General features: G+C 66.8%; 11 protein-coding genes. 5 read left to right on the forward strand and 6 right to left on the reverse strand.

Annotated elements, in window-relative coordinates:
* Window positions 1–207 precede the first annotated feature (207 nt).
* On the forward strand, window positions 208–2,169 hold the full coding sequence (locus tag HWY37_RS13960) for a SurA N-terminal domain-containing protein (RefSeq protein ID WP_175205564.1): 1,962 nt from the start codon (window positions 208–210) through the stop codon (window positions 2,167–2,169).
* A gap of 10 nt (window positions 2,170–2,179) precedes the next feature.
* On the opposite strand, the gene HWY37_RS13965 is transcribed toward HWY37_RS13960, so the two are convergent.
* Window positions 2,180–2,827 (reverse strand): arylesterase, encoded by a 648-nt coding sequence (locus HWY37_RS13965; protein WP_175205565.1) that lies wholly within the window; start codon window positions 2,825–2,827, stop codon window positions 2,180–2,182.
* Here HWY37_RS13965 and HWY37_RS13970 point away from each other — a divergent pair.
* Entirely contained in the window at window positions 2,826–3,503 is a 678-nt protein-coding gene (locus HWY37_RS13970; RefSeq protein ID WP_175205566.1) for an ABC transporter ATP-binding protein, read from the forward strand. The two genes, HWY37_RS13965 and HWY37_RS13970, sit on opposite strands and share 2 nt — an antisense overlap.
* Before the next feature lie 157 nt (window positions 3,504–3,660).
* Here the strand turns inward: HWY37_RS13970 and HWY37_RS13975 are convergent, their stop codons facing one another.
* From HWY37_RS13975 to HWY37_RS13985, 3 genes are read right to left on the reverse strand one after another with little or no spacing between them, the layout of a single operon-like run.
* Entirely contained in the window at window positions 3,661–4,644 is a 984-nt protein-coding gene (locus HWY37_RS13975; protein ID WP_175205567.1) for an ABC transporter substrate-binding protein, read from the reverse strand.
* A 22-nt stretch (window positions 4,645–4,666) separates the two neighbouring features.
* Window positions 4,667–6,313, reverse strand: a complete 1,647-nt coding sequence (locus HWY37_RS13980; RefSeq protein WP_175205568.1) for an ABC transporter permease — start codon at window positions 6,311–6,313, stop codon at window positions 4,667–4,669.
* Between the two features lie 13 nt (window positions 6,314–6,326).
* On the reverse strand, window positions 6,327–7,403 hold the full coding sequence (locus HWY37_RS13985; RefSeq protein WP_175205569.1) for an ABC transporter ATP-binding protein: 1,077 nt from the start codon (window positions 7,401–7,403) through the stop codon (window positions 6,327–6,329).
* Window positions 7,404–7,644: 241 nt separating this feature from the next.
* On the opposite strand from HWY37_RS13985, the gene HWY37_RS13990 reads away from it, so the two are divergent.
* Window positions 7,645–8,553 carry a LysR substrate-binding domain-containing protein gene (locus tag HWY37_RS13990; protein WP_175205570.1) on the forward strand — a complete coding sequence of 303 codons (909 nt, stop codon included), beginning with the start codon at window positions 7,645–7,647 and terminating at the stop codon, window positions 8,551–8,553.
* Window positions 8,554–8,566: 13 nt separating this feature from the next.
* On the forward strand, window positions 8,567–9,280 hold the full coding sequence (gene serB / locus HWY37_RS13995) for a phosphoserine phosphatase SerB (RefSeq protein WP_175205571.1): 714 nt from the start codon (window positions 8,567–8,569) through the stop codon (window positions 9,278–9,280).
* Between the two features lie 8 nt (window positions 9,281–9,288).
* On the opposite strand, the gene fabV is transcribed toward serB, so the two are convergent.
* Window positions 9,289–10,479, reverse strand: coding sequence for an enoyl-ACP reductase FabV (gene fabV, locus HWY37_RS14000; protein ID WP_175205572.1), 1,191 nt, complete (start codon window positions 10,477–10,479; stop codon window positions 9,289–9,291).
* Window positions 10,480–10,576: 97 nt separating this feature from the next.
* A complete protein-coding gene (locus HWY37_RS14005) occupies window positions 10,577–11,536 on the reverse strand; it encodes a DMT family transporter (RefSeq protein WP_176088876.1) in 960 nt (319 codons plus the stop codon).
* 85 nt (window positions 11,537–11,621) lie between these two features.
* On the opposite strand from HWY37_RS14005, the gene HWY37_RS14010 reads away from it, so the two are divergent.
* Window positions 11,622–12,527: a LysR family transcriptional regulator gene (locus HWY37_RS14010; RefSeq protein ID WP_175205574.1), complete on the forward strand. Its 906-nt coding sequence runs from the start codon at window positions 11,622–11,624 to the stop codon at window positions 12,525–12,527.
* Window positions 12,528–12,702 lie beyond the last annotated feature (175 nt).

Genomic DNA, 12,702 nt, shown 5'->3' on the forward strand with positions numbered 1-12,702 from the left:
TGCTGGTTCCATGCCGCCGGGCGGGGGGAGCCACCCAGGATGGCGTCCGCTGCAGCCGCGGGCTCCGCGACGAATGAGAAATGCTAAAATCCCGCGGCTGATCCGGTTTTGACCGGGTATGGGAATAGGGCGAATCGGGTTCGCCTTTTTTTATGCGTTTTATTGCGGCTTCGGACCTGTGTTCCGGGGCGCGGCAACAGGGATTCCATGTTCGAATTTATTCGCAGCCATCGGCGCTGGATGCAGTTCATCCTGCTGCTTCTGATTGTGCCGTCCTTCTTCCTGGTCGGTATTCAAGGCTATGAGAGCTTCATGCGCGCCGAGCCTGAATTGGCCAAGGTCAACGGCCAGCCCGTCACGCGGGCCGAATTCGACCAGGCGCACCGCAACCAGCTGGAGCAGTTCCGCCAGCGGCTGGGCGCCCAGTTCGACGCGGCCGTCATCGACACGCCGGCCCTGCGCGAAGGTCTGCTGAACCAGCTGATCAACCAGCGCCTGCTGGCCAACGTCGCCGTGGACAACCGTTTCTCGGTGTCCGACGAAACGCTGCGCAATACCATTGCCGCGATTCCGGAAGTGCAGGACAACGGCCGCTTCTCGCCCGAGCGCTACCGCCAGGTGTTGGCCGCGCAAGGCATGTCGCCCACCTCGTTTGAAGCCGGCCTGCGCCGCGACCTGGCGGTCGCCCGCGTGCTGGAGCCCGTGGGCCAGTCGGCCCGCGTGCCCGGCGAGGTCGTGAACGCGCTGGAAACGGCGCTGACGCAGCAGCGCACCGTGCAGCTGCGCCGCTTTGCCGCTGCCGACTACCGCTCGCAGGTCAGCGTCACCCCGGCCGACATCCAGTCCTGGTATGACGCCAACAAGCAGCAGCTGCAGATCCCCGAACAGGTCCAGGTCCAGTACCTGGTGCTGGACGAGGCCGCCGCCACGCAAGGCGTGCAGGTCAAGGACGAGGACCTGGCCTCCTACTACGAGCAAAACAAGAACCGCTTCGGCCAGCCCGAACGCCGCCGCGCCAGCCACATCATGATCACCCTGGCCCCTGGCGCCTCGGAAGATGCCCGCAAGGCCGCCCGCGCCAAGGCCGAGGACCTGGCCAAGCAGGCTGCCGCCGATCCGGCTCAGTTCGCCGAGCTGGCGCGCAAGAACTCGCAGGACGCAGGCTCGGCCGCCAATGGCGGCGACCTGGGCTGGCTCGCGCCCGGCATGCTGACCGGTCCGCTGGAAAAGGCGATCTTCAGCCAGGCCAAGGACCAGGTTTCCGGCGTGATCGAAACCCCGTCCGGCCTGCACGTGGTCAAGGTCACTGAGATCCAGCCCGCGGCCATCAAGCCGCTGGCCGAGGTCAAGGACCAGATCACCGCCGAAGTCCGCAAGCAACTGGCCGCCGTGCGTTTCTCGGAAATGGCCAGTCAGTTGAACAAACAGGTCTATGACCAGCGCGACAGCCTGCAGCCCGCCGCCGATGCCGTCGGCCTGAAGCTGCGCACCGCGTCCGGCGTGACCCGCGAAGGCCTGCTGCCCGCCGACAAGGCCGGCCCGGGCTCCGCTGCCGCCAGCCCCGACGCCGCGCTGCTGGACAATCCGCGCGTGCGCCAGGTGCTGTTCTCGCCCGACGTGCTGCGTGAAAAGCAGAACTCCGGCGTGATCGAACTGTCGCCCGACACCATGCTGGCCGTGCGCGTCGCCGCGGTCGAGCCGGCCCATGTACCGCCGCTGGACAAGGTCACCGATTCGATCCGCGCCAAGCTGCTGGACGAGCGTTCCGCCGAAGCCGCCAAGAAGGCCGGCGAAGCCGCGCTGGCTGCCGATAAGGCCAATCCGGCTGCTACGCCGGAAGGCTTCTCGGAGCCCGTGACCGTGGCGCGCCAGGATCCCAAGGATCTGCCGCGTCAGGTGCTGGACGCCGTCATGCGCCTGCCCGCCACCACGCTGCCCGCCTACACGGGCGTGCAATCGGGTTCGGACTACACGCTGGTGCGCCTGGAGAAGGTCGAGGCCGGTCCGGTTGACCAGGCCGACAAGGAACGCCTGGCGCAGCAGCTGTCCGGCGCCTGGGGCCAGGCCGAGAACGAAGCCATGCTGCGCATGCTGCGCGATGAGTACAAGGTGCAGGTGATGCCGGCGGCTGCCGGCGTCATCCGCGGCGATCAGCCGGCAGCCGGCTGATCGGAATAAGTCAGTTCAACAGTGGCCGCAGCGTCGGCCACACGTTGTCCAGCAGTAGCGGCTGGGCATCCTCGTTCGGATGGATGCCGTCAGCCTGGAACATCGCCCGGTTCGTTGCGATTCCTTCCATCAGGAAGGGCACGAGCCGGGCGTTTTCGTCTTTGGCGACCGTGGGGAACACCTGGGCGAAGCGCTGGGTGTAGTCCCGCCCGTAGTTGGGAGGGATCTGCATGCCGACGATCAGCACTTGCGCGTCGGCCTTGCGGGCGGCCTGGGCCATGGTGCGCAGGTTCTGCTCCGTCATGTTCAGGGGCAAACCGCGCAGGGCGTCGTTGGAGCCCAGCTCCAGCACGACCACGGCCGGCGCATGCTGGCGCAGCAGCGCAGGCAGGCGGGCCACGCCGCCGCTGGTGGTGTCGCCGCTGATGCTGGCGTTGACTACCTGGTACTTGGGGTATTGTTCCGCTACGCGGGCCGAAAGCAGGGGCACCCAGCCCGTGCCGCGCTTGATGCCGTATTCGGCGGACAGGCTGTCGCCCAGAACCAGGACGGTGCGCGGCGCGGAACCCTGGGCCGCGGCAACGGTCTGAGCGTGGGCGGGCGCAACGATGGCGCTTGCCATGGCGGTCATGAGTAGCAGACGGGAAAATAGGCGCATGGATAGCAAGAATTCGATCGAGGTGAAAGGGCTGGGCAAGCAGGTGGCTGATGCCGGCGGGACGCTGTCCATCCTGGACGGTATCGATTTTACGGTCGAGGCCGGCAGCGCGGTGGCGATCACCGGCAGCTCCGGGTCGGGCAAGTCCACTCTATTGGGACTGCTGGCGGGCCTGGATGTTCCCAGCGCCGGCAGTGTGCGCCTGGCGGGACAGGACCTGTTCGCGCTGGACGAGGACGGCCGTGCGCGCCTGCGCGCCAATCATGTGGGATTCGTGTTCCAGTCGTTCCAGCTCCTGCCCAACCTTACCGCGCTGGAAAACGTGATGTTGCCGCTGGAGCTGGCCGGCCAGCCGGCGCGCGATGCCGCGCAGGCCATGCTGGAGCGGGTAGGGCTGGGCAAGCGCCTGCATCATTACCCGCGCACCCTGTCGGGCGGCGAGCAGCAGCGCGTGTCGCTGGCCCGCGCCTTCGTGGTGCAGCCGGACCTGCTGTTCGCGGATGAACCGACCGGCAGCCTGGACGCCGCCACGGGCGTTACGGTCATCGACCTGATGTTCGACCTGCACCGCGAACACGGCACCACGCTGGTGCTCGTGACCCACGATCCGCAGCTGGCGGCCCGTTGCGGGCGTCAGCTGGTGCTGGCTGCGGGGCGCATGGTCAACGGCGCCTGACGCCGCTACAGGCAGCCTCAGGCGGGCTGAGGCTCCGGAGGGCGGGTAGGCCCCCAGGGGCACGGCGTGGGGGTCTCGGGCCCAAAGGGGCCCAGCCCCAAAGCTGGCCAGCTCCCTTGGTGGGGCAGCTAGCCTCGCAGGGGCCTAGGGGCCTTTCCTACTTTGCCTTGGCCACAGCCTGATTCCAGGCCGACACCACCGCTTCATACTCCTTCGCCGCGGCATCCTGGCTGACCGGGTAGATCTTGATGGTCTTCAGGTCGGGCAGGGTGGTCAGGCTGGCCACGGCCACGTCCGTGCGCGTCGGGCGGCGGAAGTTCTTTACCAGTTGGGCTTCCTGCGATTCCTTGCTCAGCAGGCCTTCGTACAGCGCCTTGGCGGCGTCCATGTTCTTGGCGCCCTTGATGATGAACATGCCTTCAGGCGCCAGGTAGCTGCCCTCGGTCGGGTAGACCAGCTTGATTTCCTTCTGGCCGCCGGCTACGTATTCCTGCGCCGCGTATTCCAGCGTCAGGCCCGCGGCGTACTCGCCGGCTGCCACGCCCTTGTATGTGGTGCCCGAGGACGCGGTGACCACGGCGTTGGCCGCGATCTTGTCCAGGCCTTCCTGGCCGAACTGCTTGTACAGGCCGTACACCAGCATGTAGGCCGTGCCGCTTTTGGACGGATCGGTGATGGCGAACTTGTTCTTCCATTGCGGCTGCATCAGGTCCGACCAGGTGGCCGGGGCAGGCAGGCCCTTGAGCTGGCGCTCGTTGACCATCATCACCATGACGTGCACGTTGGTGCCTACCCACAGATCGTCCGGGCCGCGGAATTCGGTCGGGATCTTTTCCAGGTCGGTCGGGCGATAGGGTTGCAGGTGCTGGCGGTAGGCGCCCAGCGTGCCGAAGCCGCCGCTCCAGAACAGGTCGCCGCGCGGGTTCTGCGCTTCGGCCTCGATGCGCTTCATCATCGTGCCCGTGCCGCCGGTGACCGGCTGCACGTTCAGCTTGGGCGACTTCTGCTTCACCGCGTCCAACGCGGTTTCGATCGTTTCCGTGTTGTTGGACGAATAGAGCACGACGTTCTGGGCCTGGGCGGCGCCGGCGGCCAGGGCGGTGGCCAGGACGCTGTACTGAAGTAGATGCTTGAGTTGCATGGTTAGCCTCTGTGCGAGTGGGTTATTTACCGGAGAACAGCTTGATGCGGAACGCCTTGACCGACACGATGATGGGCAGCACGATGACCGTGACCAGCGCCGCGCCGTAGGCCGACGCCATGCCCAGTCTGCCGCCGTCCACCTGGCGGAAGATCGCGATGGGCATGGTCTCCAGGCCGCCGCTGTAGGCGACGATGGAGGCCGACAGTTCCGAGATGGTGGTGAGCCACATCAGGATGGCCGCCGAGATGATCGACGCCTTCATGGCGGGCAGGACCACCTTGAAGAAGGTCATGAGCGGCGACACGCCCAGGCTGATCGAAGCTTCTTCGATCGACTCGGGGATGTTGAACAGCACCGACGAGGCATTGCGCACCGCGAAGGGCAGGCGCCGCACCGTGTAGCACAGCACCATGATTCCCGAGGTGCCCGCCAGCACCAGCCAGCCGGTGTTGAAGGTCTGCACCAGCGCGATGCCCAGCACCGTGCCGGAAATGGTCAGGGGTAGCACCACGATGTAGTCCAGGACCTGGGTGGACGCGCTGCGTTTCTTGATCGTCAGGTAGCTGACCAGCACCGCGAAAGCCACGCCCAGCACCGTGGCCAGGGACGCGAACTTGAGCGAGTTCAGGATCGGTTCCGGCGCGCCGTGCAGCGCGCGCTGCATGCTGGCCAGGGACCATTGGCCCCATTGCATGACGGGCCCGCTGGTCTTGGTGAACGCGGCGATGAAGACCACGATCAGCGGCAGCATCGAAATGAAGATGATCAGGCCCACGCCGCTGGTGTAGAGCACGGCGGTCCAGGAGCGCACCCGCGTGGCGGCCGGTGCGCGCCCCTGCGTCATGGTGTAGACCTTGCGTTCGACCACGCGCTTCTGGATGAACAGCACGATGGCGACGATGGCGATGGACACCACCGACATCGCGCTCTGCAAGGTGGGGCTGCCGCCCATTTCGCTGACGAAGGTGTTGTACGTCATAACCGACAGCAGCGGCACGCGGCTGCCCAGCAGCATGGCCAGCGCGAAGTTGCCCACCACCAGCGTGAACACCACCAGCGCATTGACCAGCACCGCCGGCAGCAGCACCGGCACCAGCACGCGCAGCTTGGTCAAAAGCGGCGGCGTGCCCAGGCTCAGGCCCGCTTCTTCCAGCTGGCCGTCGAAGCCTCGCAGCGCGGCCAGCACGCCCAGGTAGATGTAGGTGTAGTAGACCAGCGTCATGGAGAACACCATGCCGGTCCAGCCGTAGAACGAAGGCAGCGAGATGCCGGCATCGCCCAGCAGATTGGTCAGGATGCCGTTGTTGCCCAGAATCAGCAGCCAGGACTGGCCCACGATGATCTCGGGAATCACGATGGTCAGCACCGGCAGGATCGCCACCAGGTTCTTCAGCGGGAAGTCGAAGCGCGCCACCATGTAGGCGAAGGGCACGCCCACCAGTACCGTGCAGGTCGTGACGGCCAGGCCCAGGATCAGCGTGTTGCCGAAGGCCTCCACGTACTGCGAATCGGCCAGCAGGGCCTTGAAGCCCTCCAGCGTGAAGCCGCCATCCTGTCCCGTGACGCTGTTGCTGAAGAGCACGCCCAGCGGATAGAGCACGAAGAACAGCAGCAGGACCAGGCTGATTGCCGTCAGGATGCCCCAGGGCCACCATTTGATTTTCATGGCTGGCGCATCCTCAGACGTTGACGACGCGGCTGTCGGCCGGGATCAGGACCTGCACGGCTTCGCCGGGCTGGAACTGCGCCACCATGTTGCCGGCGTGCAGTTCGACGCGGATCTCTGAGCCGTCGTCCAGCGCGATCCGGTAGGCGGTCTTGAAGCCGAGGTACTGCCGGCGCAGGACCTTGCCGGGCAGGGTGTTGGGCACGTAGGGAGCGGGCGCCATCAGCGCCAGTTCTTCGGGCCGCGCGATCAGCACGCCTTTGCCGTCCAGCTGGTCGCTGCCTTGCATGCCGTCGAAGCCCAGGCCGCAGATTTCATAACGCACATGGCCGGCGGGCGCGCCGGCCTGGCCGTTGCGGGCCGGCACGGGAATCACGTTGGCCGAGCCAATGAAGTCCGCCACGTAGGCGTTCACCGGCGTGCCGTAGAGCTCTTCGGGCGTGCCCAGCTGGGCGATGTTGCCGCGGTCCATGATGGCGATGCGGTCCGACATGGCCAGCGCTTCTTCCTGGTCGTGCGTCACGAACACGGTGGTGATGCCCGCTTCGCGCACCAGGTCCAGGATCACGTCGCGCATCTGCAGGCGCATCTTGGCGTCCAGGTTGGACAGCGGTTCGTCCATCAGCAGCACGCGCGGGCGGATCACCAGCGCGCGCGCCAGGGCCACGCGCTGGCGCTGCCCGCCGCTCATCTGCGCGGGGTAGCGGTCGGCCAGGGCCAGCAGCCCGACCTTGTCCAGCGCCTCGTTGGCGCGCCGCGTGGTCTCGGCGCGGTTGACACCGCGCGCGCGCAGGCCATAAGCCACGTTGTCGAAGGCAGTCTTGTCCGGGAACAGCGCATAGTCCTGGAACACCATGCCGATGTCGCGGCGGTGCGCGGACACATGGGTCACGTCGTCCTGGTCGAACAACAGGCGTCCGCCGTCGGGCGCATAGAAACCGGCAATGCAGCGCAGCAAGGTGGTCTTGCCGCAGCCGCTGGGTCCCAGCAGGGTATAGAACGCGCCGTCCGGGATGTGCAGGGACAGATTGCGCAGCACCTGCTGCCCGCCGAAGGTCTTGACGATGCCGTCTACTGTGATTGATGCCATTTTGGTTTCCTGCTTGAGGTTGTCGGCATCATAGGAATCGGCCCCGCGGCCGACCAGCAGTGTTTTTTAAGGGTAGTCGTTAGTTTTTCTAAGAGGTCACCGCACGGCCTATCACCTAGAATGCGGCTGGATAGGACAGGCGCGCGCCAGCCGCGCCGACAAAAATAGACGACAAGGGAAAACGTGGGAAAGAGCAGCACAGCGCGGCGCCAGGCTGGCGCGCGGGCGGACCGCAACTGAGATGGCGGGGCAGAGCCTGCCGCCGCTCAAGGCCTTGCGCGTGTTCGAAGCCGCGGCGCGCTTGCGCAGTTTCACCGCGGCCGCCGACGAACTGAGCATCACGCACAGCGCGGTCAGCCAGCAGATCCGCATTCTTGAAGAGTATGTGGGGCAGCCCCTGTTCGCGCGCGAGGCGCGTGGCGTGGCGTTGCTGCCTTGCGCCCAGGCGTATTTTCCGGAGATCCAGGCCAGCCTGGAACGCATCGCTGCGGCGACCGCCAAGTTGAAATCGCCCGCCTATGGCGGCGTGCTGCGTGTCTGCGCCACGCCGTCGCTGACCATGAAATGGCTGATCCCGCGCTTGTCCACGTTCCAGGCCCGCCATCCTGGCATAGACGTGCAGCTCACCACGCAAGGCCGTTCCTTCCTGGACCGCGGCGGCGATAGCGGCAGCGACGTGCTGATCCGCCATGGCTACATGGCGCATTCCGACCTGGCCTGCGTGCACTGCCTGGATGATTTCCACGTGCCGGTCGCCTCGCCGCGCTTCATCGAACGCAACCGCCTGGCCGCGCCAGCGGACTGCCTCGGGCATCCGCTGCTGAAGATTGCGGGCGGCATGGACCACTGGCCGCGCTGGTTCGCGCTGGCCCAGGTCGATGTGCCGGCGCAGTTGCCCGGCCCGGTGTTCGACCATCAGTTTCTCTGCATACAGGCCGCCATGAACGATCTGGGCATCGCGCTGGCACCCTGGTGCCTGCTGGAAGACGACATCCGCGCCGACCGGCTGCGCCCGCTATTCGATGGGCCGCAGCTGCCCAACGCCGGCATCCATGCGCTGTACCGGCAGGACGGCCCCGCCGCCGCCTCGGCGCTATTGTTCATCGAGTGGTTGCGCGAGCAAGGGCGCGACCCCTCCCGTACCGCATAGACAAGGATCCCTCATGCATTCCGCCTCCACGATTCCCGGCCTGCAATGGCGCGGCATTGCGCCTCCGCTCGCGCTCACGGACTACAAGCTCATTGCCTTCGACATGGATTCCACGCTGATCTCGATCGAGACGCTGGACGAGATGGCGGACCTGATGGGCAAGAAGGCCGAGGTCGCAGCGCTGACCGAGGCCGCCATGCGCGGCGAGATCAAGGACTACAAGCAGAGCCTGCGCGAGCGCGTGGCGCTGCTGGCGGGCATGCCGGAAGCGGCGCTGGATGAAGTCTACGAGCAGCGCGTGCGCATCAACCCCGGCGCCGAGACACTGATCGCCGCGTGCAAGGCCGCTGGCCTGACCTGCCTGCTGGTGACCGGCGGCTTTACCTGCTTCACCGACAGGCTGCGGGTGCGCCTGGGCCTGGACGACGTGCGCGCCAATGTGCTGGAAGTACGGGACGGCCGCTTGACGGGGCAGTTGCTGCCGCAGCCGTGGGGAGACATCTGCGACGGCGAGGAAAAGCGCCGCAAGCTGCTGGAAGTGTGCGCGGCGCTGGGCGTGGGGCCGGAGCGCGCCATCGCGGTGGGCGACGGCGCCAACGATCTGCCGATGATGCGCGCCGCCGGCCTGTCGGTGGGCTACCGCGCCAAGCCGGCCGTGCGCGAGGAGGTCAAGGTGGCGATCGACGAAGGCGGCCTGGACCGCCTGCTGGAGCTGATGGCGCGCTAGCGCCGGGATCAGGCCAGGCCGCGGATCTGCACGGCGGGATCGGTGTCGGCCTCGTAGTCGACGCCGTCGATCTCGAAGCCGAACAGGCGCAGGAAGTCCTGCTTGTAGCCCGCGAAATCGGTCAGCTCATAGATATTGTCGTTCGTGACCTTGTCCCACAGCGCGAGCACGCGCGCCTGCACCTCGGGGTCCAGTTCCTTGTAGTCGGCGCGCAGGCGGCCGTCCTGGTCCAGGATGGGCGCCGGGCCGCACAGGCTGTCGCGGTACAGCCCGTAGACCTGCTCGATGCAGCCTTCGTGCGTGCCGGCTTCCTTCATGGTCTTGAACAGCAGCGACAGGTACAGCGGCATCATGGGGATGGCCGAGCTGGCCTGCGTCACCACCGCCTTCAGCACCGACACGCGGGCGTCGCCGCCCCGCGCGGCCAGCTTGGCGCGGATCTCCAGCACCTTCTGGTCCAGGTCCTTCTTGGCCGCGCCGATGGAGCCGTTCCAGTAGATGTCGTGGGTGATCTTCTCGCCCAGGTAGGTGAACGCCGTGGTGGTGGCGCCTTCGGCCAGCACGCCGGCTTCCAGCAGCGCGTCGATCCACATCTGCCAGTCCTCGCCGCCCATGACGGCCACGGTGGCGTCGATCTCGGCCTGGGTGGCAGGTTCCAGCACGGACTCCTTGACCACTTCGCGGTCGGTGTCCAGGCCGCGCAGGTTCACCGCCTGGCCGATGGGCTTGAGCGTGGAGTTGAAGACTTCCCCGGTCTTGGGGTGCGTGCGGCGCGGCGCGGCCAGGCTGTAGATCACCTGGTCGACCTGGCCCAGGTCCTGCTTGATGAGATCTATGGTCTTGCGCTTGATCTCGTCGGAGAACGCGTCGCCATTGATGCTCTTGGCGTAAAGCCCGGCGGCGTGGGCCTGCTCGTGGAATTCCGCCGTGTTGTACCAGCCCGGCGTGCCTGCCTTGGCCGCGTCGCCGGGCCGCTCGAAGAACACGCCCAAGGTCTGCGCGCCGCAGCCGAAGGCCGCGCTGATCCGCGCGGCGAGGCCATAGCCGGTCGATGCGCCGAGCACCAGCACGCGCTTCGGTCCGCCCGCGATGGGGCCCTGGGCCTTGACGTAGTCGATCTGGTTGCGGACGTTGGCGGCGCAGCCGGCGGGATGGGTGGTGACGCAGATGAAGCCGCGCACACGGGGCTTGATGATCATGGGAGCCTCGAATCGGGGGAATGCCTGGATCGCCCATGCGCCAAAGCGCAAAAAGCGACCCGCATTGTACGGGAGGCGGCCCGGGCGCGCTGGCGGGTCAGCGCGCGTTGGCGCGCGCCAGCGGCGCGGCCTGGACCCGGCTGCGGCGCCATTCGATGAGGCCGATGCCGATGCCGCTGGCGCAGATGATGGCGATGCCGAGCCAGGTCAGCGGATCCGGGAAATGGCCCCAGACCAGCCAGCCCACCGAGGTGGCGCTGATGATCTGCAGATAGACGAAGGGCGCCAGGGTGGAAGCGGGCGCGCGGCGGTAGGCGGCGATCTGGAACAGGTGGCCCAGGCCGCCGGTGATACCGGTGGAGATCAGCACGATCCAGTCCAGCGGCGCCAGCGCCTTCAGGACGGGCAGGGCGGGCGGCAAGATGAAGGGCAGGGCCAGCGTCAGGCACAGGGTGCCGATGGCGCCGCTCCAGATCAGCGAAGTGAAGGGATCGTCGCCCGCCACGCGGCGCGTGGCGATGAACTGCACGGCGAAGCAACAGGCCGTGAGCAGACCGAACACCGTGCCCACGGGATCCAGACCGCCGCCCGGGCGGATCACGATGATGACGCCGATGAAGGCAATGCCCGCGGCCACGAAGCGCGAGAGGCGCGCGGGTTCCTTGAGGATCCAGGGCGCGGCCGACAGCACCAGCAGCGGCGCCAGGAAATTGATGGCGGTGGCCTCCGCCTGCGGGATGTAGCTGAGCGTGGTGAAGAACATCAGCGTGGCCAGGAACATGGACCCGCCCCGTAGGACCTGTTCGCGCGGCTTCTTGCTGCGCAGCACGCCCAGTCCGCGCGCCGGCAGCACCAGGGCCAGCACCAGCGCCAGGTGCACGGCATAACGGAACCACGACAGCACCAGCAGCGGCACGCCCGCGTTCATCACCCACTTGCCGCTGGCATCCAGGCACGACAGCGTCCACATCGACAGCACCAGCAACAGCACCCCCATCATCGGGCCACTGGAGGCGGGCGCTACAGGGCGCGTGCGACCGTTATCGGCCGGGGTCATCGACAAGCTCCTTGATCTTCGGGGCGCGGGTTGCGGGCATCAGGCGGCTGACATGATACGCTCATCGCGCCGGGGGAACAGGCTCATGATAGAACTACGCAACATCGAAACTTTTTTCTGGGTAGCCACGCTGGGCAGCTTTCGCGCAGCGTCGGAGAAACTCAACACCACGCAGCCAGCGGTATCGCAGCGCATCGCCTCGCTGGAGGCCGACCTGGGCGTGCGCCTGTTCGAGCGCGAGGCGCGCGGCGTCAAGCTCACCGCCAAGGGCCACGAACTGCTGTCGCACGCCGAACGCATGCTGCAGGTGCGGCGCGACATGTTCGAGGCCGCGCGCGAGCAGAACGTCATGAGCGGCACGGTGCGCATCGGCGTGGCCGAGACCATCGTGCAGACCTGGCTGCCCACGCTGATCGAACTGATCCATGCGAACTATCCGGCATTGGTGCTGGAGATCGAGGTCGACACGACCCACGTGTTGCGCTCGCACCTGATGTCGCGCCAGATCGACCTGGCCTTCCTGATGGGGCCGGTGCTGGAAGCGCGGGTCGAGAACCTGCCGTTGTGCACCTATCCGCTGGCCTGGGTGGCCAGTCCCTTGCTGGACCTGGGGCCGGAGCCGCTGACCCTGGAGCGCATCGGCAAGCTGCCCATCATCACGTATCCGTCCAATAGCGCGCCTTATCGCGTCGTGCGCGACATGCTGACGCGGGCCGGCGTGAATTCGCCGCGCATGTACGGCAGCGCGTCGATGTCGATGGTGGTGCGCATGACCCAGGATGCGATCGGCACCAGCGTCATCGCGCCGGTGTTCCTGGGCAAGGAGCTGGCGCGCGGCGAGTTGCGCATCCTGCGGGTGGAGGCCGATCCGCTGCCCGAACTGAGTTTCACGGCCACCTGGGTGCAAGGGCCCGATAGCCACGCCGTGCGCGTCATCGCGCAGATGGCGCAGAAGGTGGCGGAGCAGGCCGGAGACGGCGTGCTGCTGTAGGTGTTTACCCCAGCAAGTGTGGGGGAGACGGTCTGGCCCAGGGCTTGAAAGCACCCTGGCCGGGCTGACCCCGCTGCCCGCAAAGCCGCAGCCCCGCGTCGTTTGCGCGAAATGTGACACGCCACCGCAACGAGACCCAAGAAAAATTTATACCCCCGTATCGCAACATACGATT

This window comes from Achromobacter anxifer (genome assembly GCF_903652925.1).
GTDB classification, from domain to species: domain Bacteria; phylum Pseudomonadota; class Gammaproteobacteria; order Burkholderiales; family Burkholderiaceae_B; genus Achromobacter; species Achromobacter anxifer.

Bases quoted from the DNA above. Each gene is read 5' to 3' on its own strand.
- HWY37_RS14005 (WP_176088876.1), bottom strand. From the start codon at position 11,536: ATGACCCCGGCCGATAACGGTCGCACGCGCCCTGTAGCGCCCGCCTCC.
- HWY37_RS14010 (WP_175205574.1), top strand. From the start codon at position 11,622: ATGATAGAACTACGCAACATCGAAACTTTTTTCTGGGTAGCCACGCTG.
- fabV (WP_175205572.1), bottom strand. From the start codon at position 10,479: ATGATCATCAAGCCCCGTGTGCGCGGCTTCATCTGCGTCACCACCCAT.
- HWY37_RS13965 (WP_175205565.1), bottom strand. From the start codon at position 2,827: ATGCGCCTATTTTCCCGTCTGCTACTCATGACCGCCATGGCAAGCGCC.
- HWY37_RS13985 (WP_175205569.1), bottom strand. From the start codon at position 7,403: ATGGCATCAATCACAGTAGACGGCATCGTCAAGACCTTCGGCGGGCAG.
- HWY37_RS13980 (WP_175205568.1), bottom strand. From the start codon at position 6,313: ATGAAAATCAAATGGTGGCCCTGGGGCATCCTGACGGCAATCAGCCTG.
- HWY37_RS13975 (WP_175205567.1), bottom strand. From the start codon at position 4,644: ATGCAACTCAAGCATCTACTTCAGTACAGCGTCCTGGCCACCGCCCTG.
- HWY37_RS13960 (WP_175205564.1), top strand. From the start codon at position 208: ATGTTCGAATTTATTCGCAGCCATCGGCGCTGGATGCAGTTCATCCTG.
- serB (WP_175205571.1), top strand. From the start codon at position 8,567: ATGCATTCCGCCTCCACGATTCCCGGCCTGCAATGGCGCGGCATTGCG.
- HWY37_RS13990 (WP_175205570.1), top strand. From the start codon at position 7,645: ATGGCGGGGCAGAGCCTGCCGCCGCTCAAGGCCTTGCGCGTGTTCGAA.
- HWY37_RS13970 (WP_175205566.1), top strand. From the start codon at position 2,826: ATGGATAGCAAGAATTCGATCGAGGTGAAAGGGCTGGGCAAGCAGGTG.